General features: G+C 43.0%; 20 protein-coding genes. 18 read left to right on the top strand and 2 right to left on the bottom strand.

Annotated features, from left to right (window positions below):
• Positions 1-58 precede the first annotated feature (58 nt).
• Genes pxpB through DVB69_RS08725 form a run of 4 tightly spaced genes read left to right on the top strand, consistent with a single transcriptional unit; the run spans position 59 to position 3,321 of the window.
• On the top strand, positions 59-760 hold the full coding sequence (pxpB, locus tag DVB69_RS08740; RefSeq protein WP_116018594.1) for a 5-oxoprolinase subunit PxpB: 702 nt from the start codon (positions 59-61) through the stop codon (positions 758-760).
• Positions 757-1,770 carry a 5-oxoprolinase subunit C family protein gene (locus DVB69_RS08735; protein ID WP_116018592.1) on the top strand — a complete coding sequence of 338 codons (1,014 nt, stop codon included), beginning with the start codon at positions 757-759 and terminating at the stop codon, positions 1,768-1,770. Before pxpB ends, DVB69_RS08735 begins: the two co-directional genes overlap by 4 nt.
• Positions 1,767-2,549, top strand: coding sequence for a LamB/YcsF family protein (locus DVB69_RS08730; RefSeq protein WP_116018590.1), 783 nt, complete (start codon positions 1,767-1,769; stop codon positions 2,547-2,549). The genes DVB69_RS08735 and DVB69_RS08730 overlap by 4 nt, the downstream gene beginning before the upstream one ends.
• Before the next feature lie 58 nt (positions 2,550-2,607).
• Positions 2,608-3,321 carry a hypothetical protein gene (locus DVB69_RS08725; protein WP_116018588.1) on the top strand — a complete coding sequence of 238 codons (714 nt, stop codon included), beginning with the start codon at positions 2,608-2,610 and terminating at the stop codon, positions 3,319-3,321.
• Positions 3,322-3,326: 5 nt separating this feature from the next.
• Here DVB69_RS08725 and DVB69_RS08720 read toward each other — a convergent pair whose 3' ends face one another.
• Entirely contained in the window at positions 3,327-3,605 is a 279-nt protein-coding gene (locus DVB69_RS08720; RefSeq protein ID WP_116018586.1) for a hypothetical protein, read from the bottom strand.
• A 90-nt stretch (positions 3,606-3,695) separates the two neighbouring features.
• Between DVB69_RS08720 and DVB69_RS08715 the strand changes: the two genes are divergently transcribed.
• Entirely contained in the window at positions 3,696-4,742 is a 1,047-nt protein-coding gene (locus tag DVB69_RS08715; protein WP_116018852.1) for a DmpA family aminopeptidase, read from the top strand.
• A gap of 117 nt (positions 4,743-4,859) precedes the next feature.
• On the opposite strand, the gene DVB69_RS08710 is transcribed toward DVB69_RS08715, so the two are convergent.
• Complete coding sequence (locus DVB69_RS08710) at positions 4,860-6,134, bottom strand: MFS transporter (RefSeq protein WP_116018851.1); 1,275 nt, start codon at positions 6,132-6,134, stop codon at positions 4,860-4,862.
• A 623-nt stretch (positions 6,135-6,757) separates the two neighbouring features.
• Here DVB69_RS08710 and DVB69_RS08705 point away from each other — a divergent pair.
• The 13 genes from DVB69_RS08705 (at position 6,758) to opp4A (ending at position 21,413) form a co-directional block, all read left to right on the top strand.
• Positions 6,758-7,582: a M55 family metallopeptidase gene (locus DVB69_RS08705; RefSeq protein ID WP_116018584.1), complete on the top strand. Its 825-nt coding sequence runs from the start codon at positions 6,758-6,760 to the stop codon at positions 7,580-7,582.
• A 12-nt stretch (positions 7,583-7,594) separates the two neighbouring features.
• A complete protein-coding gene (locus DVB69_RS08700; RefSeq protein ID WP_116018582.1) occupies positions 7,595-8,530 on the top strand; it encodes an ABC transporter permease in 936 nt (311 codons plus the stop codon).
• Entirely contained in the window at positions 8,530-9,468 is a 939-nt protein-coding gene (locus DVB69_RS08695) for an ABC transporter permease (protein WP_116018580.1), read from the top strand. The genes DVB69_RS08700 and DVB69_RS08695 overlap by 1 nt, the downstream gene beginning before the upstream one ends.
• A gap of 134 nt (positions 9,469-9,602) precedes the next feature.
• Entirely contained in the window at positions 9,603-10,583 is a 981-nt protein-coding gene (locus DVB69_RS08690; RefSeq protein WP_116018850.1) for an ABC transporter ATP-binding protein, read from the top strand.
• Between the two features lie 234 nt (positions 10,584-10,817).
• Positions 10,818-12,461 carry a peptide ABC transporter substrate-binding protein gene (locus DVB69_RS08685; RefSeq protein ID WP_116018578.1) on the top strand — a complete coding sequence of 548 codons (1,644 nt, stop codon included), beginning with the start codon at positions 10,818-10,820 and terminating at the stop codon, positions 12,459-12,461.
• A gap of 76 nt (positions 12,462-12,537) precedes the next feature.
• Positions 12,538-13,662, top strand: coding sequence for a mandelate racemase/muconate lactonizing enzyme family protein (locus tag DVB69_RS08680; protein ID WP_116018576.1), 1,125 nt, complete (start codon positions 12,538-12,540; stop codon positions 13,660-13,662).
• The gene (locus tag DVB69_RS08675; protein ID WP_116018574.1) at positions 13,659-14,675 is read left to right on the top strand and encodes an ABC transporter ATP-binding protein; all 1,017 of its coding nucleotides are present in this window, start codon (positions 13,659-13,661) and stop codon (positions 14,673-14,675) included. Before DVB69_RS08680 ends, DVB69_RS08675 begins: the two co-directional genes overlap by 4 nt.
• A 14-nt stretch (positions 14,676-14,689) precedes the next feature.
• A complete protein-coding gene (locus DVB69_RS08670) occupies positions 14,690-15,295 on the top strand; it encodes a pyroglutamyl-peptidase I (RefSeq protein ID WP_116018572.1) in 606 nt (201 codons plus the stop codon).
• Positions 15,296-15,718: 423 nt separating this feature from the next.
• Positions 15,719-16,738 (top strand): ABC transporter ATP-binding protein, encoded by a 1,020-nt coding sequence (locus DVB69_RS08665; RefSeq protein ID WP_116018570.1) that lies wholly within the window; start codon positions 15,719-15,721, stop codon positions 16,736-16,738.
• Complete coding sequence (locus DVB69_RS08660; protein WP_116018568.1) at positions 16,725-17,663, top strand: ABC transporter ATP-binding protein; 939 nt, start codon at positions 16,725-16,727, stop codon at positions 17,661-17,663. The genes DVB69_RS08665 and DVB69_RS08660 overlap by 14 nt, the downstream gene beginning before the upstream one ends.
• Before the next feature lie 3 nt (positions 17,664-17,666).
• Positions 17,667-18,635 (top strand): oligopeptide ABC transporter permease, encoded by a 969-nt coding sequence (opp4B, locus tag DVB69_RS08655; RefSeq protein WP_116018566.1) that lies wholly within the window; start codon positions 17,667-17,669, stop codon positions 18,633-18,635.
• A 27-nt stretch (positions 18,636-18,662) separates the two neighbouring features.
• Positions 18,663-19,568: an ABC transporter permease gene (locus tag DVB69_RS08650; protein WP_116018564.1), complete on the top strand. Its 906-nt coding sequence runs from the start codon at positions 18,663-18,665 to the stop codon at positions 19,566-19,568.
• Between the two features lie 21 nt (positions 19,569-19,589).
• Entirely contained in the window at positions 19,590-21,413 is a 1,824-nt protein-coding gene (gene opp4A / locus DVB69_RS08645) for an oligopeptide ABC transporter substrate-binding protein (protein ID WP_116018562.1), read from the top strand.
• The last annotated feature ends 41 nt before the right edge of the window (positions 21,414-21,454 follow it).

Here is a 21,454-nt window from a genome sequence, read left to right as displayed (position 1 = left end):
ATTGTCTGAACAGTGTTTCTTCACTTATACTAAACAAAACGTGTGGAGGAGGAGTCGGATGGAATTCATCATTTCTCCTTTAGGAGATCAGGCAGCTCACCTAGAATTCGGTAGACCTTTTCATGAAGAAACAGAGAAAAAGATTAGAACCGTCACTACTGTATTGGATGAACAATGCCCCGCCTGGGTCATCGAATATATACCATCCTATACGTCGGTTACAATTTTTTATGATATCCATTTCTTCAAGAAAGAAGCACTTCCTTATGAGGCAGTTCGTTTGGAAGTAGAACGGTTATTTAATCATCTTGAACCGATGGAACTAAACGATCGACGCAAGGTGAGGATCCCTGTACTCTATGGCGGAGAATCGGGCCCTGATTTGCAGGAAGTTGCGACACTGAATGGATTGACGGTAGACGAAGTAATCGATATACATACTTCGAGTGTCTACACCGTGCAAATGGTAGGGTTCTCACCTGGGTTTCCATTCTTAGTGGGAATGTCGCCTCGGATTACAGCACCACGTCGAATGAATCCGAGACTTCGAATACCACCCCGATCTGTTGGGATAGCCGGTGGACAAACCGGGATCTATCCCATTGAAACCCCGGGTGGCTGGCAGCTGATCGGGCAGACACCGATTGAATTGTTTTTACCGAACGAAACGCCACCCAGTTTGTTACGTGCGGGTGATCAGCTCGAATTTTTCTCCATCACAAAAGAGCAGTATGATGCTTATAGGGAGGGGGATGTATGATTCGAGTAAGGAAGGCGGGGTTGTCAGACACGATTCAGGACAGCGGTAGGATTGGCTACCAACAATTCGGAGTCATTCAAAGTGGAACGATGGATTCAAACTCTAGTCGAATTGCCAACCTTCTTGTTGGAAATGAGGAAGGAGAAGCCGTTCTGGAAATGGCGCTCATTGGACCGATTTTATTATTCGAAGAAAGGATGCTCATCGCTTTATGTGGAGGGGAATTTGCACCTGAAATCGATGGAGTATCCGTCCCGATGTGGAAGCCTATCGTTGTAAAAGAAAACTCTGTATTGAAGATGGGCACTGCAACAAGAGGGTGTCGTCTCGTGATGGCAGTTGGAGGAGGGTTTGACTTGCCTCAAGTGCTCGGGAGTCATTCCACATACTTAAAAGCAGGATTTGGTGGGTTCAATGGAAGAAGTCTGCTGAAAGGAGATCTACTTTCAGTTAATAAACCTAATGAAACATCTAAAATAATAGACAAGCAGGCTCTAGATTGCAAAACTACACCTTTTTCGACGACTAGATGGTCCGTTGCCAAACAACTACGACCGTTTGTCGGGAAATCCTATATAATTCGAGTTTTACCAGGCAGACAGAAAAACTTGTTCACTCATCAAACCCAAAAAGACTTTTTGTCCTCTGTTTTTACATTGGGCTCAGAATCAGATCGCATGGGCTACAGACTACATGGTCCAAAACTTCAACTATCTGAACCGAAAGAGCTCCTGTCTGAAGCTGTCACGTTCGGTACCGTTCAAGTCCCTTCAAATGGACAACCCATTGTATTAATGGCGGATCATCAAACTACGGGTGGCTATCCAAAAATTGCTCAAGTGATCTCGGCTGACCTCTCGATGTTAGCACAAGTGAAACCCGGGGATTCAATAAGGTTCGAAGAAGTCTCTTTGCATACTGCGCAGCAGCTACTCATGCAAATTGAGAGAACTATACGCGAACTACGTAAAGGTATTGAACTTCAACAATACAATGGAGGTATTCAATGACTGTACATATAGATATCAATTGTGACTTAGGAGAAAGTTTTGGTGCTTACAAACTTGGAAACGACGAGGAGGTCATGAAGCATATCACATCTGCGAATATTGCATGTGGATTTCACGCAGGAGATCCAAAAACGATGCATACAACAATCGATCTCGCTTGTCGGCATGATGTTGCAATCGGTGCTCACCCAGGGTTACAAGACTTAAATGGGTTCGGTAGACGGGAAATGAAACTGACACAACGGGAGATATACGATTTGATGGTCTATCAAATCGGAGCACTTCAAGGATTTGTAAAAGCGGCTGGGGCGACACTCCACCATGTAAAGCCTCATGGAGCCCTTTACAATATGGCTGCAAAAGACAAAAGAATCGCTGAAGCCATTGCGCTGGCGGTATTAGCAGTAGCACCTGAAGCCATATTATATGGATTGTCGGGAAGTGAACTAGTTCTAGCGGGTAAAGCGCAAGGGCTTTTGACGGCCAATGAAGTGTTCGCAGACCGTACGTATCAGCCGGATCTATCGCTAACGCCGAGAGCACATCCAGATGCAATCATCGAAGACTATGATGTAGTGATGATGCAAGTATTAGGTATGGTGAATGATGGGGTCGTGCCTACAGGTATTCAACAAGAAACATCAATCCAAGCAGATACAATCTGCATTCATGGGGATCATGAAGGTGCGCGGTCTTTGGCTAAGAGAATGCGTACTGACCTTACCCTAAATGGGATTTCTGTCACGAAGGCAGGAGACTTTATTCATTGGACCCCTTAACTTCCTTAAAAATAGAGTGGGTAAAGAACGATGACGGAATCTTTGCTATACTGAATGCATGACAACACTTACAGCGAACCAAATCAGCCAACTTCATAGCAATGGTGTTTATACAACACCCCCTGAACATCCGCTTTTTACGTTAGAAACCTTAACTTTCCTAACTGATGGAAAAGATCTATTAACAGTTCTTCAAACAGTGAGTCAAAGTCCGAATACGACTGTTGCGGCCTCTTTTTTTATGCGGCGTTATGGAATGTTTACGGCTATGCAACTTGTTCAATTCATTCAATATGAAGAACTTTGGCAAGGGGAGCATGACGACTTATGGTTTGGAGCCATTCAAGAGTATGGCAATTTGACTGTCAGTACATATCCAGAAGTCACTGGATGGATAGAAGCCTCTATTGAAGACGCTGCGGAAGTTGTTCGAAGTCTTCTTGTCCAAATCCATACAGTAATTGAGGCGCTACGGTCATCGGCATTAATCTCTGCAAATGTGTTATGGGAGAATGTATTCGGCTTCTGGCTTTGGCAGTTTCACATCATGCTGAATGATCCAACCTGTTCGCACGAAGCAAGAATTACATTCAATTACCTCAAAGATGATTTGTTATGGGAAGGGATCTCTTCGCATTCTCGATTTTCATCCTACTTAAACGGATGTGAACCGACAGACTTGTTGAACACAACGGTCCGGAAAACATGTTGTCTTTCTAAAGATGTCCCAGGATTAATGCAATGTGGATTTTGTCCATTAAAATCGGAGTAGGGCGCTCATTTAGCCCGGAATGCTAGATAAGATTGCTTCATTGAATAGAGGGCTCCCATCGCGGCACCGCTATAGAAGAATCCCATGAAGATACCCGCTGAAAGACTTTGCGGATGACTGATGAAAATGGACAAGATGAGAGCAACGACCGTCGAAACTGTAGAAAGCCATGTAGGACGAACCCTAAATACCCATTTAGCAATGAGTACGATTGCAAATGTCACAGGAACCGCCCAAAAAGCATCCCAAATGTTCGTATGAATCGTTGGGAATTCCGTCAGCATAATCCACCCCTCCTTTTATAACTTAGTGTGGAAACATTTGTGAGAGACTATACATAGACTGGAGCGATATAAATGCCGAAACAACAACCTATGAAAATTAGAGCGAGGGGGATTCAGATTGGGACACTTCCAACAGGGAAGAAGAATTGTATTACGGACGTCGCAAATGTACGAGTCGGACACGTAACACTCGATGAACCGTTAGAAAAGGGAGAGTATATAGCAACAGGTGTGACTGCTATCTTGCCTCATCTCGGCAATCCGTTCCGCGAAAAAGTGGCGGCGGCGAGTTATATCATTAACGGATTCGGGAAGACGACAGGACTCATTCAGTTAGACGAACTTGGGGTTCTGGAGTCACCCATCATGTTGACGAATACATTCGGTGTTCCAGCTGCAACTGAAGGAGCCCTACGCTGGATGCTTGACCTGACACCGGAAATCGGTGACACGACTGGAACTGTTAACATTGTGGCAGGAGAGTGCAATGACAGCCGGCTTAACTCCATTAGAGCACTGTCCATCACGCCAGCTCATGCCGAGCGAGCAATTGAAATGGCATCCACTGAACCATCTGACGAGGGAGCGGTCGGTGCAGGGAAAGGAATGGTCTGTTTCGGTTATAAAGGAGGCATCGGGACATCCTCTCGTGTTCTTAGCTCAGAAGTATTGACCGAGTCATATACAATAGGGTGTCTCGTATTAAGTAATTTTGGCAAACGGGAAGAGTTCGCCATTGATCGATATATGAAATTGGTACCTATGGATCAACCTGATGCTCCAAAACCTGCAGACGGATCGATTATGATAGTCCTAGCAACAGACGCTCCACTCGATCATCGTCAGTTAAAGCGGATAGCAAAACGCGCTGGAATTGGACTCGCAAGAACAGGTAGCCATTACAGTAACGGTAGCGGAGATATCGTGATTGCATTTTCAACAGCGCACAAATTCGCTCATGAACAACCAGCTGGTTTTGAAAACGTCCATTTACTTCGGGACAGTCATCCTGTCATGAATGAGCTATTCCAAGCAGCAGCGGAAGTAACGGAAGAGGCGATCTTGAACTCGTTGTCACAAGCGATTGAAACGACTGGACGAAATGGTTTAACTGTACACCCAGCACCGTTTTCTTAACTGTTCCATGTGAAACATTTTCCGACTTATTTCGACAGAATAGAGATGGTACAACTAAAAAAGCTGTTTCCCCATCAGTAAACCTAGTGGGGAAACAGCTTTTTGTTATGGATGAAGTTAATTCCAATGACCTTGTTTTTGAAGTTTTTTCTTACCTTCAAACGCATATGTCACGAGAAGAATATTTAAAACTAGTAAGGCAAGCACAATATACAACGCTGGTGTATAACTTTTCGTGAAATCATAAATATATCCGTAAGCAGGAAGTGCAATAAGACCGGCGATTGCAAGTCCTAGTGAAGCCGTGGAGTAAATTTGAGAGTATTCTCTACTACCAAATAGGCTAGTTGTGAGTGCTGGTGCTAGAGTTCCAACAGAGTTGGATACAGTAAATCCGTACAATGAAGTTGCTAAAACGACAACAATTTTACTATCAGCAGCAAACAGAAGAGCAATAACAGCTACTATTGCTAAACCCATTGCTACATAAACAGTGTTTCGTGAACCGATTTTGTCTACAAGATAGCCTAGTGCAAGTGCCCCTAAGAGGACGCCAATCATATATCCTGCCATGGCATTTCCGGCAAATATGGCATCATATCCGATGGATTGGATATATGAAGGAATATGAATTGAGAAACTGGCGGTCGATGTAATCAGAAGGAAGAAGAAAAATAGTGAGTAAAAAGCAGATGACTTTCGGGCAATCGCTAATGTAACCCCTTTGTCTACTTCATCTGTTTTTGTTTCGTCGGTAACATCTGTAACATCTTGTGCTCCATAAGGTAACAAATCGATGGATTGTGGTGATTTACGAATGATTAAGAGAACTGTAGGGACAACAATAATGATAACTGCTAAGCCAAGTCCAATGTAGCCTGTACGCCAAGTATGTTCAGCTGTAGCAATTGTATATCCAATGATTGGTTGAGCAATGGCGCCTAGTAAACCACCAGATGCTCCAATTAATCCAAGTGCCATACCGTTTTTCTTCTTAAACCACTGATTAACGAGGACAGGTCCAACGATAACCGTTGTAAACACGCCGCCGACAGCCAATGGAATAGCGAAAATATACCAACCCCATACGGAGTTACTAAAACCAAATCCAACATAAGAGCCTGCTTGTAAAATAATAGCAATCACTAATACCATACGAATATCATATTTAGCTAGGATCTTACCCCCAATTGGAAGGAAAATCATCGTCACTACTGAAGAAATACTAAAGTATAACGTCAAGTTACCAGTTAGAATACCTAAATCTTTTGTAGCTCCTGGAATGAATAATCCAGATGATGTATTTAACGCACCTTTTGCAAGTCCGACAATAATACAGAGTGCTACAAGTGTCCACCAAGCATAGTGGATTTTCTTCTTAGCCTTCGCCATCATTTCCCACTGCTTTCTCTATTATATTTTTCGCAATCAATATCTTGTGTTCTCTGTTATGACGATTTATATACGTTTATACAATCTCTTCAATCTAAAATAACCACCTGTATACAGGAGGTATCTATGAAGAGCAGTTAGTATGGGTAATCGAATAGCAGAGTCCTTCGGGGAAATCAATTACCAATCGAGCATACTTAATCGACAGTTATGTGTCAATAGAAATAATTTAAGATTAAACCTTCTGATTTGATTGTACAATTGTTTGACATTAAAAGGGTAGTCTAATAGCACTTCATAGTTAGTAAAATACTTTAATACAATAAAGTAACCGATCCGAATTGAAACAAGTTTCGTCAATTTCCAGTCTGTTTATGGATTTTAAATAGGAGTCATTTCCTCATATTTCATTACCATTCTAGGGGACATAAGAAAAAGGGTATTTTGTTCTTTTGTAATGGTAATTAGTACTTTTGGAACAATAGTATTGCAAAAACATTAAAAACTAAAAAACATAATTTCATTATACTAAATTGTCTTGTAATTTTGAAAATATTTTGGTATTGTTAGTTGACAATAAAATCAGACAGATTCTCTTTTCTGTTTAATAGGTGGAGGCTTATATGAAATTATTTGTATCCGTTGATATGGAAGGAATCACAGGTTTGCCAGATGAGACGTTTGTAGATTCACATCGAAATAATTACGAACGGGCTCGGCGTATTATGACCGAGGAAGCGAATGCAATCGCAACAGCTGCATTTGAAAAAGGTGTTCATGAAGTTCTTGTGAATGATAGCCACTCAAAAATGAATAACTTACTAGTTGAAGAGATGCATCCTGATGTGGAGCTAATCACTGGAGAAGTGAAACCGCTTTCAATGGTGCAGTCGTTGGATGAAACGTATACAGGTGCTGTGTTCGCCGGGTATCATGCTCGTGCAGGACAACCTGGTGTCATGAGCCACACGATGATTTTTGGCGTTCGTAACATTTTTATCAATGACGTCGTAGTTGGAGAACTCGGGTTCAATGCTTATGTTGCGGGACATTTCGACGTTCCGGTCCTATTGGTAGCAGGTGATGATGGAGCATGCCGGGAAGCAGAAGCACTCATTCCGGGTGTCGTAACAGCTGCAGTGAAGCAGTCCATTTCCCGTTCATCGGTACGGACGCTACATCCTTCGAAAGCACAGGCGTTACTGAAAGAAAAAATGGCAGAAGCGCTTGAAAAACTTAGTGAAATTAAACCGCTCAAAGCACCGGATAACCCTATCATGCGTATCGAATTTACGAATTATGGAGAAGCAGAGTGGGCTGCGATGATGCCAGGATGTGTGATAGAAGAAGGAACAACAATCGTTCGCTATGAAGCAAAAAATATTATTGAAGCCTATCGTGCGATGCTCGTCATGACAGAGCTCGCGATGCAAACGAAGTTTTGTTAAGGAGGAAGCAGAGTGCCGCTATACATATTGAAGCGTTTCATCATGATGATTGTCACCGTCCTAATTATTGCCACGCTTACATTTGTACTCATGCGGGCGATACCAGGCTCACCGTTTGACGAAGAGCGCACGTCCAATCCGACGATCCAAGCAAACTTGGAGAAGTTTTATAAGTTAGATCAGCCAATGCCGATTCAATACTTGAATTACTTGAAGTCCATTGTAACGTTCGATTATGGTCCTTCAATAAAAAAACCAAATGAATCTGTGAATACGCTACTTGCGCGGGGCTTCCCAATCTCCTTTGAACTAGGAATGGCGACAATTATTGTCGCAGTCATTTCAGGAATTATTCTCGGTACGTTTGCTGCCCTTCGGCATAATGGGATTATCGATTATGGGGCCATGACCTTCGCAGTTGTGGGAATATCAATTCCGAACTTTGTTCTTGCGACGCTTCTGATTCAGCAAGTTGCAGTAAACTGGCAACTGCTGCCTCCCGCTACTTGGAGCAGTCCGAAGCATATGATTTTACCAGTTATTGCACTAGCTACTGGACCGACTGCCATTATTGCACGTCTTACTCGCGCCAGTATGTTGGAAGTGTTGACGCAAGATTATATTAAAATGGCACGTGCGAAAGGCTTAACCCCATTTCGAATTGTAGCGCGACATGCATTACGAAATGCACTCATGCCGGTTGTTACCATCATGGGTACGATGCTAGCGGGGATTTTAACAGGTACATTTGTTATTGAAAAGATTTTTGCAATCCCAGGTATGGGGAAGTACTTTGTCGATAGCATTAACAACCGCGACTATCCTGTCATTATGGGGTCTACCGTATTTTATAGTGCATTTCTAGTGTTCATGCTGTTTTTAGTGGACATTGCATATGGATTCTTAGATCCACGCATTAAGCTTCACAAAAAGGAAGGTGAAGTGTAATGGTTGCCAAAGACCCGAATGTCTCTATTCCGGATGAGTGGTTCCGCAAAAAAGGAGATGGGCACGAACAAGCCGAAGCAGTTGTTCGTCCATCGTTATCTTATTGGAAAGATGCGTGGCGGAGGTTGCGAAAAAATAAGCTAGCAATGATTGGGTTAGTGTTCCTAGTTATTCTTACGTTTCTAGCAATATTTGGTCCTGTATTTTCTCCATATGAAGTTACTGCAACCGATTTGCGAAACCAAAATATGGCTCCCAGCGCAACCCATTGGTTTGGAACAGACGAAATGGGTAGAGATGTTTTCACGAGAACGTGGTATGGTGCACGAATTTCGTTATTCGTAGGTGTCATGGCTGCGCTCATCGACTTTTTCATTGGCATAATTTACGGTGGTGTTAGTGGCTACAAGGGTGGACGCACGGATTCCATTATGATGCGAATTATTGAAATCCTTTATGGACTCCCTCATTTACTCGTTGTCATTTTGTTAATGGTTGTGATGGGTCCGAGTCTAACGACAATCATTGTCGCACTGACGATTACAGGATGGGTAGGAATGGCCCGGATCGTCCGTGGCCAAGTCTTGCAAATTAAAAACTATGAGTTTGTGACCGCATCGAAATCATTCGGCGCTGGAACTTCACGGATAATCCGGAAAAACCTGATTCCGAACACAATGGGCCCGATCATTGTTCAAATGACACTTACTGTCCCGAGTGCGATTTTTGCCGAAGCCTTTTTAAGTTTCCTCGGCCTTGGTATTCAGGCACCGTATGCAAGTTGGGGCGTAATGGCGAACGATGCACTCCCAGTAATCCTATCCGGTGACTGGTGGCGCTTATTCTTCCCGGCGTTCTTCATCTCCATTACGATGTTTGCCTTTAACGTGCTAGGAGATGGCATGCAGGATGCACTCGATCCGAAACTGAGGGGGTAATGGATGTGATAGGACAACAGATGGCAAACGCGTCCAACTTGGGAGATGCCCCAGCAAAAAGTGAGCATCGACCTGGTTCAGGTATTGCTACAGAAGAGAAAAGAAAACAGAAGAAGACAATTTCACAAGAGGTAATGCTCTCTGTACGTGACTTGGAAGTTTCTTTCAAAACGTTCGGAGGAGAAGTTCAAGCAATCCGAGGAGTTTCGTTCGATCTATATAAAGGCGAGACTCTGGCAGTAGTTGGCGAATCGGGATGTGGGAAAAGTGTGACAGCGAACACGATTATGGGGCTTATCCCACAACCACCGGGCAGGATTAGGAATGGGGAAGTAATCTTTAAAAATAGGGATTTGACCAAGCTGAACAAAAAAGCACTGCGTGAAATCCAAGGTGTAGATATTTCGATGATCTTCCAAGATCCGATGACAGCCCTGAACCCTACATTGAAAATCGGAGAACAGTTAATAGAAGGTTTACGAACACATCATAAGGTATCACGTGCAGAAGCAAAAAGGAAAGCGGTTGAAATGCTCACCCTTGTTGGCATCTCCAATCCGGAAGAGCGTCTCAAACAATACCCGCATCAGTTCTCAGGTGGTATGCGTCAGCGTATTGTTATTGCGATCGCTTTGATATGCGAGCCTGAATTGCTCATCGCAGACGAACCAACGACAGCATTGGATGTCACAATTCAAGCACAGATTTTGGAGTTGTTCGATGAAATACAACATAAAACGGGTGTAGGGGTTATTCTGATCACACATGACCTGGGAGTTGTCGCGAAAATTGCAGACCGCATCGCAGTCATGTACGCAGGGAAAATTATTGAAATAGGCAATAAGCGGGAGATTTTCTACAATCCGCAGCATCCATATACGCAAGGACTTCTGAACTCAGTACCTCGACTTGACTTGCAAGAAGAAGAGCTGAAACCGATCGAAGGAACTCCACCCGACTTATTCGCACCACCAGAAGGATGTCCATTTGCAGCGAGATGTCCTTATGCCATGGAAGTGTGTGACCGCATCTACCCAGCAACTACCCAACTCACCAGCCAGCATACTGTTGACTGTTGGCTTCAAGACCCAAGGGCGAAAGCCGTATTGTCTTGACAGCTAGTCTTTAATAAATACCCGTAGTTACAGTGATATTCGTTGAGTGAAGCAAAAGATGGTGACTCCGAAGGGATCAGCGCAGATTGAAGACCCTGGACTGAGCGAAGCGAGGGAAGCGGCTGAAATCAAGCTCTTCGGAAAGCGTCCATCTGTAGCGGAAGTCAATACTGTTCATCCCTAGAGTGTGTAAATGGTATCAATGGATTCATTATATAAAAGGGGGAATTTACATTGAAGAAGTGGATCAAGTTTGTATTGTTTACTGCATTACTCGTAGTACTCGCGGCCTGTACAGCAAACGAAGAAGCAGGCAAGAAGACGGAAACCGATACAGGAGGAAAAGATGGCAAAGATAACAAACCCGCCGCAGAAAAAGTACTCTATTTAAACAACGGAGAAGAACCTACGTCATTCGACCCATCCGTCGGCTTTAACGCAGTCTCATGGAGTGCCCTTAACAACTTAATGGAAGGGCTCACACGTTTGTCAGAAGATCACTTAGCGGTAGAAGCTACTGCGGAAAAGATCGATATCTCAGAAGACGGGTTGACGTACACATTCACGATCCGCGATGGCGCAAAATGGTCAAATGGAGATCCACTCACAGCAAACGATTTCCTATTCGCTTGGCAACATATGCTAGACCCTGAAACAGCCTCTCCTGCAGCTTTCCTTGCATACTTCATTGAAGGCGCTGAAGACTATAACAATGGGGAAGGCACTGTTGAAGACATCGGAATTGAAGCGCCCGACGAAAAAACTTTCGTCGTGAAGCTGACTGCTCCAAACGAAGCATTCTTAAACATCATTACCAACCCAAGCTTTTTCCCAATCAATGAAAAAGTAGCGACTGACAACCCGAAGTGGTTTACAGAAGCTGACTCATTCGTTTCCAATGGTCCATTCAAGTTAGCTTCATGGGATCACGATGTGAAGTTTGTCTTTGAAAAGAACGAAAATTATTGGGATGCAGACAAAGTTAAGCTCGACAAAGTGAACTGGGAAATGGTGAGTGAGTCTACAACCGCTTACCAAATGTACCAGTCTGATGAGCTGGATAGTACAGATGTCCCATCTGAAATTGCTGAAGACTTAAAAGACAATCCGGAAGTTAAACTAGAAGACCAAGCAGGATTGTACTTCTTCCGCTTCAACACATCTATGGAGCCATTCACGAACAAGAAAATCCGAAGAGCGTTCGGTGAAGCGGTTAATCAGGAAGATATTGTAGAGTTTGTCACGAAAAATGGAGAAAAACCTGCACATGGTTTCGTAACTTACGGATTTATCGGACCGGATGGTAAAGAGTTCCGTGAGTCTGCAGGAGATTTTGTTTCATTTAATCCTGAAGAAGCGAAGAAATTACTTGAAGAAGGTATGAAAGAAGAAGGATACACGGAATTACCTAAAGTAACATTAACGTATTCTACAAGTGATTCTCACCAAAAAATTGCGGTTGCGTTGCAATCGATGTTTAAAGAAAATCTTGGTGTGGACATTGAATTACAAAACGTAGAGGCTGGAGTTTTCCTTGCAGATCAGAAAGAATTTAAATATCAGTTCTCACGTTCATCGTTCTTGCATGACTATGCAGATCCGGTCAATGCGTTGGAAAGTTTCATTACAGATTCATCTATGAACCGTACTACTTGGTCAAATCCTGAATACGACAAGTTGATTGAAGCTATTAAAAATGAAACAGATGAGAATAAGAGATGGACATTATTGCAACAAGCAGACGAAAAGCTTATGGACGAAATGCCAGTCATTCCACTTTACTATTACAATCAGTCAACATTAGAAAAGCCTGGTGTTACAGGGATTCTCCGTCACCCAGTCGGCTATCTCGACCTGAAATACGCTGACAAAGAATAAGTAGGGGAGACTGTGTGCGCCGAGTGTTCGACGCACACAGTTTTGCTTGTTTTAGGCGAGAAAGGAGAAGGTGTACATGAAGATACAATCGATTGAACTGGCGACAGTTGCTGTTCCGTTGCGAAAACCATTTAAAACAGCATTGCGCACTGTTCATACGGCCTACTCAACTTATGTAAAGGTCACAACAGAAGATGGGAAGTCCGGTTGGGGGGAAGCTCCACCAACTCATGTGATTACAGGCGATTCCATGGCGAGCATTGCGTATGCGATTGAAGAAGTGATGGCTCCCAAACTGATTGGGATGGATATTCGGAACCGATCCGAACTTTTCGCTGTTCTACATAAAACAATTATGAGAAACACTAGCGCCAAAGCGGCAGTCGACATGGCGATACATGATTTGCTTGGTCAACTTGCTGAACTCCCTCTTTATCAATTTCTAGGAGGAGACAAAAATAAGCTCGATTCGAATTTTACAGTAAGTGTGAATGATCCTCAGGAAATGGCAGATGATGCGTTTCAGTATACGGAAGATGGATTTACAACGTTGAAAGTGAAGGTAGGCATCGGTTCTTCTGAATTAGATATTGAGCGTGTTAAAGCGATTCGGAACCGAGTTGGACATACAGTTAAGATTCGCTTGGATGCCAACCAAGGGTGGCATCCTAAAGAGGCAATTCGAACAATTGCTGCGATGGAAGACGCCGGTCTTGAGATTGAACTCGTCGAACAACCCGTCCATGCAGAAGATATAGATGGATTGCTGTATGTGACTCAAAATACATTGACACCCATTATGGCAGACGAAAGCGTATTTTCACCTCGTGATGCGTTGCGAGTCCTACAATGTAGAGCCGCGGATTTGATCAATATTAAATTGATGAAGTCAGGTGGAATTCATGAGGCATTGAAGATTAATGCACTCGCTGAAAGTTATGGAGTCCAATGTATGACAGGCAGTATGATTGAAACGAAATTGGGGATCACGGCAGCCGCTCACTTTGCTGCAAGCCAGCCAAATATTACTCGTTGTGATTTTGATGCACCTCTCATGCTAAATGGTGATCCTGTAATTGGAGGCGTCACATATTCCCGGCAAACGGTTCAGCTACCTGACATGGCGGGACTCGGTGTACAGATTGATACATCCTGGCTCACACATCTAAGAACGTCTGGAAACGAGGAGGAACAAAGATGACAGATTCCCAATCGGTATTGTTATCTGTAAAAGATTTAAAGCGACACTTTGAAGTAGGTAAAGGTAAAACGTTAAAAGCGGTGGATGGACTGAGTTTTGATATTTACAAAGGTGAGACGTTTGGTCTCGTAGGAGAGTCGGGTTGTGGAAAGTCCACAGCGGGACGGACAATTTTAGGGCTTTATAACAAAACTGCCGGAGACGTTGAATTTGAAGGACAAAATGTCCACGATATGAACGACAAAGAACGTCATCAGTTTCTTAAAAAGATGCAGATGGTTTTCCAAGACCCTTATGCATCTCTTAACCCTCGCTCAACAGTTTACGAAATCATTGCCGAGCCGATGGAAATCCATAATATGTACAAGTCCAAAAAGGAGTTGCGAGCACGCGTGAATGAGCTTTTGGAAGATGTTGGTTTAAATCGCGACCATGCGAACCGGTATCCTCACGAGTTCTCCGGTGGACAGAGACAACGGATCGGTATCGCTCGTGCACTTGCCCTTGACCCGGAATTCATCATTGCAGATGAACCCATTTCCGCATTGGACGTATCAGTTCAGGCGCAGGTTGTTATGTTATTCCAGCGCTTGCAGCGCGAGAAAGGGCTCACCTATCTATTCATCGCACATGATCTCTCGATGGTGAAATACCTCTCAGATCGGATTGGCGTCATGTATTTAGGTCATTTAGTAGAATTGACGACAAGTGATCAGCTCTATCAGAAACCTTTGCATCCTTATACAGAAGCCTTGCTCTCGGCCATTCCAATTCCGGATCCTGATATAGAGGAATCGAGAGAACGGATTCTATTGCAAGGAGAGTTGCCGAGTCCGATTGACCCACCATCAGGTTGTGTATTCAGAACGAGGTGTCCATACGCGATGGAGGTTTGCGCGACACACAAACCACAGTGGCTTGAAAAAGATGAGGGCCATTTTGTTGCGTGTCACTTACATGATGAGACTTTAATGAATGAAGTTAGTGAACAGGCAAAACAGTTGCCTGTGTAAAGGAGATTGTTAAGTTGAAGAAATTACTATTAACAGGATTTGAACCCTTCCTATCATTCCCAATGAATCCAACGATGCAAGTTGTCGAAAAACTGGATGGTTCTGTGATTGGAGACTATCTAATTTGTGGAAAAATATTATCTGTGAACTTTAATGCATCTGGTGAAGAATTGATTGGACATATAAATAAGGAGAATCCAGATGCTGTCTTATCATTAGGACTTGCAGGTGGACGGTATAAAATGACTCCAGAACGGGTTGCGCTCAATGTGAAGGATGGAGAACCAGACAATGAAGGCCATCAGCCGATCGATGAAACTATAGAAGTTGCTGGCCCACCCGCATACTTTTCAACACTTCCGATCCGTGAAATGGTAAACCGCTTGACCAACGTGGGATTACCTGCAGCAATCTCCAATTCTGCAGGAACTTATTTGTGTAATAACGTGATGTATGCAGGACTTCACTGGGCGGCCCAATATAAACCAGGTATGCCATCCGGCTTTTTGCATATACCTGCTTCTTTTGAGCTGGCAGTTCAGCATGGAAAAATCCCAGGTTGGCCGTTGGACGAGTTACTGAAGGGTGTACAGGTATGTATTGAAACACTTTCTGACTGAAAACTACACAAGTTATTATAGTGGAGTGGACTTTCGTGTCGCGAAATGTCGTAATTTAGAGAACGATTGCACTGGATGGAATAGGTTCGTTGGGAATATCCTTCTAGAGTAATGGGGGATTTTCCAGTGTTGTGGAATCGAACAATTTTAGGATGCTGAATTTGAAAATAGTGATGCAAAGGGATTTCAATTCACTAATAAAAAATTCCAACTAAGTTCTTTAGGAAAAAAATGGTCTTAGACCGCTTTGTTACAGAGTTTGTCACGGTTTTGTCACAGTTGAAATAATCTATGTATTTGATATTCTGGAAAAATAGTATTGCCAACATAAATATTGTGTAGTATAGTTGAAAAAGCTTATAAAGTCTGAAAATTACATCAACCTTTTTTTGTACATATCACCAAAGGCAAGGAGGAACTACGTTGGCTGAGACAGTTTTGGAAATTGAGAATCTACGAACATCATTCAACATCAAGGGAAACTATTACGCAGCTGTGGACGGTGTTTCACTTACTGTTCATAAAAATGAAGTCGTGGCAATTGTCGGTGAATCAGGATGTGGTAAGAGTGCCTTAGCACTCTCCATCATAGGTCTTCATAATGCGAAGACGACAAAACTCGAAGGTCAAGTGAACTTAAAAGGGCAGAACTTACTAAGTCTTCCTGTAGAAAAGTTGAACAAAATTCGTGGGAAAGACCTGGGCATGATCTTTCAAGATCCAATGACAGCTTTGAACCCGCTTGCAACAGTTGGCCGCCAAATTGAAGAGCCGATGGATTACCATATGAAACTATCCAAATCTGCAAAGAAAAAGCGGGTTTTAGAGTTACTTGAACAGGTTGGTATTAAAAATGGACCACGCGTTTACAAACAATATCCCCATGAATTATCAGGGGGGATGAGACAGCGTATCGTCATTGCCATTTCACTTGCCTGCAATCCAGTAATGCTCATCGCGGATGAGCCAACAACAGCATTGGACGTGACGATCCAAGCTCAGATTATGGATTTGATGAAAGAGCTTCAGCGTATTACGGATTCAGGAATTATCCTCATCACGCACGATTTGGGTGTAGTTGCTGAGATGGCAGACCGGGTTGCAGTTATGTATGCAGGTGAATTTGTAGAGATTGCAGATGTGAATACACTATTTGCGAATCCTTTGCATCCATATACACGCTCGCTGCTGAGCTCAATCCCTTCGAATATGACAGACAAAGAAGAACTGCATGTTATTGAAGGTATTGTGCCATCGATTCAAAAACTAGATCGCGGAGGATGCCGATTTGCTCCTAGAATCCCGTGGATTTCTGAGGATGCGCATGAAGACAATCCGATGCTCCATGAAGTGGAACCAGGTCATTTTGTACGCTGTACGTGTTACAAAGACTTCCACTTCCCTGAAGAACGAGTGGAGGATGAAAACTATGTCACTACTTAATGTAAAAGACTTACAAGTACACTTTCCAATTAGAGGTGGTTTCTTCCGTCGAGTAGTCGATCAAGTGCGTGCGGTAGATGGAGTCAACTTTGAACTGGAACCTGGTGAAACATACGGTCTAGTTGGGGAATCCGGCTGCGGTAAGACAACAACAGGTCGCGCAATTATCGGACTCAACAAAGCAACTGGCGGGGAAGTTCTATTTAATGGAGAAAACCTTGCCACTATGAACGGACATGATCGTAAAAAACATATCCGTGATATTCAAATGATTTTCCAAGACCCTTACTCTTCATTAAACGGTCGAAAGAACGTCTTAAATATTATTGCAGAGCCTTTGCGCAACTTTGAGCGTCTTTCTCCTAAAGAGGAGCTAACACGTGTTCAAAATATGATCGAGCGTGTCGGATTGAGTCCAGAATCTATTTACAAGTACCCTCACCAGTTCTCTGGGGGGCAACGACAAAGAATTGGGATTGCCCGGGCGTTGATGCTCAATCCGAAACTGATCATTGCGGATGAACCTGTATCTGCTTTGGATGTTTCAGTACAGGCTCAAGTCTTGAACTTCATGCGTGAAATTCAAAAAGACTTCGGATTGACTTACTTATTCATATCCCACGATCTTGGAGTTATTAAACATATCTGCGACAGAATCGGAATCATGTACAAAGGTCGCTTTGTTGAAGAAGGTACTGCAGAAGATGTCTATACGAATCCTCAGCATCTATATACAAAGCGATTGATCGCAGCAATTCCCGAGATGGACCCCGTAAAACGTTTCGAGAAAATGGAATTGCGCGAACAAATCAATGTTGCTTATCGAACGGAATACGATAGCTACTTCGACAAAGACGGTCGGATGTTTGACTTGAAACCGCTTACTCCCACACATTCGGTTGCTGTGCATCAAGGGGGTATGTAAACGATGGTTAAATTTATCTTTCGGCGCTTGCTAGTTATGATTCCCCAGCTCTTTTTGTTAAGTCTTATCATTTTTGTATTGGCGAAACAAATGCCAGGTGATGCGGTAACAGGAGCCTTCATGGGGAATCCAAACGTAACGCCTGAACAAGTGGAGAAGATACGTGAGCAATATGGACTCAACGATCCTTGGTACGTACAGTACGGAGCATGGGTTGGCAAAGCTGTAAAAGGCGATTTAGGACAATCTTATACTCACAAGCAACCTGTTACATCATTGCTAGCAGGTCGTGTAGCAAATACGATAACTCTATCACTTTTCGTCCTGATCGTTTCCTATGCAGTCGCCATACCGCTTGGCATTTTAGCGGGAAGGTGGTCGGACACCTGGGTGGACAAATTGATTGTCACCTATAATTACTTTTCGTTCGCTACCCCATTATTTGTATTTGCGTTACTCATGCTGTTCGTATTCGGTTTCATACTTGGCTGGTTTCCAACTGGCGGCAGTGTCGATATCCGAATCGAATCAGGCACCTTTGCACAGTTCATGAGTAAATTACATCACTTAGTACTGCCAGGATTGTCCGGTGCACTGCTTGCAACTTTTGGGACAATCCAATATTTACGAAATGATATTATCGATACAAAGTTAAAAGATTTTGTTAAAACGGCGCGTTCAAAAGGTGTTCCTGAAGGTAAAGTTTACACACGGCACATTTTGCGTAACTCGTTATTGCCAATCGCAGCATTCCTTGGTTACGAAATAACAGGATTGATTGGCGGTTCGATTTTCTTAGAAGTCATTTTTAGTTATCCAGGCCTCGGTCAGCTCTTTATTCAATCGATTACAGGACGCGACTTTACCGTCGTAACAGCTATCGTCATGATTTCTGGTGCGGCTGTTATTGTCGGAACTATGCTCTCAGACGTCATATTGAGCGCCATCGATCCGCGTATTCGAATTGAATAAAAAAAGCAGATGAGGAGGGAATAAGAGATGGTTACAGTAAATCAAAAAGAATTAATCGCTAAAGAAAAAGCGAATAACCCGTCACTTTTAAAAACGATTTGGCGGGAAATTAGACACGATAAGCTAGCACTGGTTTCGTTAGTGTTACTACTTGGTATTATTATCACCGCGTATAGTTCACCGTTGTTTATCGATCAGGAACAACTGCAACGTGTTAATTTCTTAGAAACATGGGAGAAACCATCCGAAACTCATCTGCTTGGTACGGATGATGGAGGACGAGATGTATTCGGCCAATTACTTCTTGGAACGAGAAACTCATTTACAATTGGTCTCAGCGTGACGCTTATTGCCGGTTTGTTTGGTTTAACAATCGGTCTAATCGCAGGATATTTTGGCGGTTTTGTAGATAACATCATTATGAGAATAATAGACTTCTTAATGGTATTGCCTAGTTTGATGTTCATCATTGTATTTATCGTAATCGTTCCGGATTACTCAGTGTTCACATTCGTCTTAATGATGAGTGCGTTCGCCTGGTTTGGAAAGGCCAGACTCATCCGATCTAAAGGACTTGCCGAACGGGAATTGGATTATATCAATGCATCCAAAACACTCGGCACCCCAAGTTGGAAGATCATGGTTTTTGAAATGTTCCCTAACCTTAGCTCACTTGTCATTGTAAATATGACGTTGACGCTCGCTGTCAACATCGGTCTTGAGACCAGTTTAACATTTCTAGGTTTTGGACTTCCGGCAAGTACACCGTCTCTTGGGACATTGATCGCGTTTGCGACGAATCCGGATATCGTTCAAAACAAATGGTGGGTTTGGTTACCCGCATCATTACTGATTCTAGTAATGATGCTGTGTATAAATTACATCGGGCAAGCGGTGAAACGTGCGTCTGATGCGAGACAAAGATTGGCTTAAAAAAAAGGGGAGGTAAGACAATTGAAGAAAAGAAGTTTAATGTTGCTGGCAAGTCTAATGCTCGTTCTCAGTGTGTTCCTGGCTGCTTGTAGTGGCGACGATAGTGCAGATGGCGGGAAAGACAAGGACAAAGGGAAAGATAAAGGAAAAGATAACGAAAAAACAGAAGAAGGTTCAGGTGATAATGCAGCAGAACTTGATTTTCCTCTGGCAGTATCTAATGACGCAGAAGCAATGGAAGATGGCGAAATGACAGTAGCAATGGTTGCTGGAGAGCCGTTCGAAGGTACATTGAACCGTAACTTCTACTCAGGTACGTATGATGCAGAAATCCTTAGTTACTTCGATGAAGGACTTCTCGATACGGATGGTGACTATTTGATCACAAATGAAGGTGCTGCAACTTACGAGCTTTCTGAAGATAACAAAACACTTACTTTGAAAATCAAAGACGGAGTAAAATGGCATGATGGAGAGCCGGTTAAAACTAGTGACCTTCTTTACTCATATCAGTTACTTGGCCACCCGGACTATGCTGGAAACCGTTACGACTTCATAATTGAAAATGTTGTAGGTATGCCTGAATATCATGAAGGTAAAACAAAAGAAATCTCTGGTATCGAAATCATTAACGATCAAGAAATGAAGTTCACGTACACTGAAGCATCACCATCTATCCTTTCAGGATTTTGGTCATATGCAACTCCACGTCACTACGTTGGAGACGTTATGACTGGTGAAACAACTATTAAGGACCTTGAGTCTTCAGACAAAATCCGTGTAAACCCAATCGGTTTCGGTCCGTACAAAATTGACAAAATTGTACCAGGCGAGTCTGTTCTTTATTCTCGCAACGACGACTACTGGAGAGGCAAGCCAGCTCTTAAGTCAATCGTACAAAAAGTTGTAAGCCCAGCAACAATTGTTGAGTCTGTTAAAAAAGGTGATATTGACCTAGCTACTATCCCAGCAGATCAATACCTAACAGTTAAAGATGTTGATAATATCGAATTGTTGGCGCAAGTTGACTATGCATATACTTACATTGGATTTAAACAAGGTAAGTGGGATGCAAAGAAGAAAGAAAACGTAACAGATCCAGATGCTAAAATGGCAAGCAAAGAACTTCGTCAAGCAATGTGGTATGCAATGGATAACGCGACAATTGGTGAAAAACTTTACCACGGTCTTCGTTTCCCAGGAACATCACTAATCATTCCTGTATTTAAAAGCTTCCACGATGAGAGCGTTGAAGGTCGCATGTTTGATCCTGAAAAAGCGAAACAACTTCTTGACGACGCTGGATTCGAAGATAAAGACGGAGACGGATTCCGTGAAGATCAGAACGGTGAAAAATTGGTCATCAACTTCGCTTCTATGTCAGGTGGAGAAACTGCTGAGCCAATTGCAAAAGCTTACATGCAAAACTGGGCTGACATTGGTTTGAAAGTTGAACTAGTTGACGGTCGTCTACACGACTTCAACGCATTCTACGACATGGTTGAAAACGATGATCCTAAGATTGACATCTACCAAGGTGCTTGGGGAACTGGTTCTGACCCAGATCCATCTGGTCTATATGGCCGCACAGCATCATTTAACTACACTCGTTATACTAGCGAAAAGAACGACGAGTTGTTGAAAGCTGGTACTTCTGAAAAAGCATTTGACTTAGAGTACCGTAAAGATATCTACAATCAATGGCAAGAGCTAATGTATGAAGACGTTCCGGTTGCACCAACTGTATACCGTTACGCTCTTGAAGCAGCTAATAAGCGCGTTGTAAACTACTCAATCGAGCCAGGTAAAGAATCTGATCGTTATAAGTGGGGAGTTGCTGAATAAGCAACCAAATGGAAAAGTCGTCCCTTGCAAAAGGGGCGGCT

This window comes from Sporosarcina sp. BI001-red (assembly GCF_003384035.1).
Lineage (GTDB): Bacteria > Bacillota > Bacilli > Bacillales_A > Planococcaceae > Sporosarcina.
The sequence above is the reverse complement of the archived record's forward strand: the minus strand, read 5'-3'. Positions and strand labels throughout refer to the sequence as shown.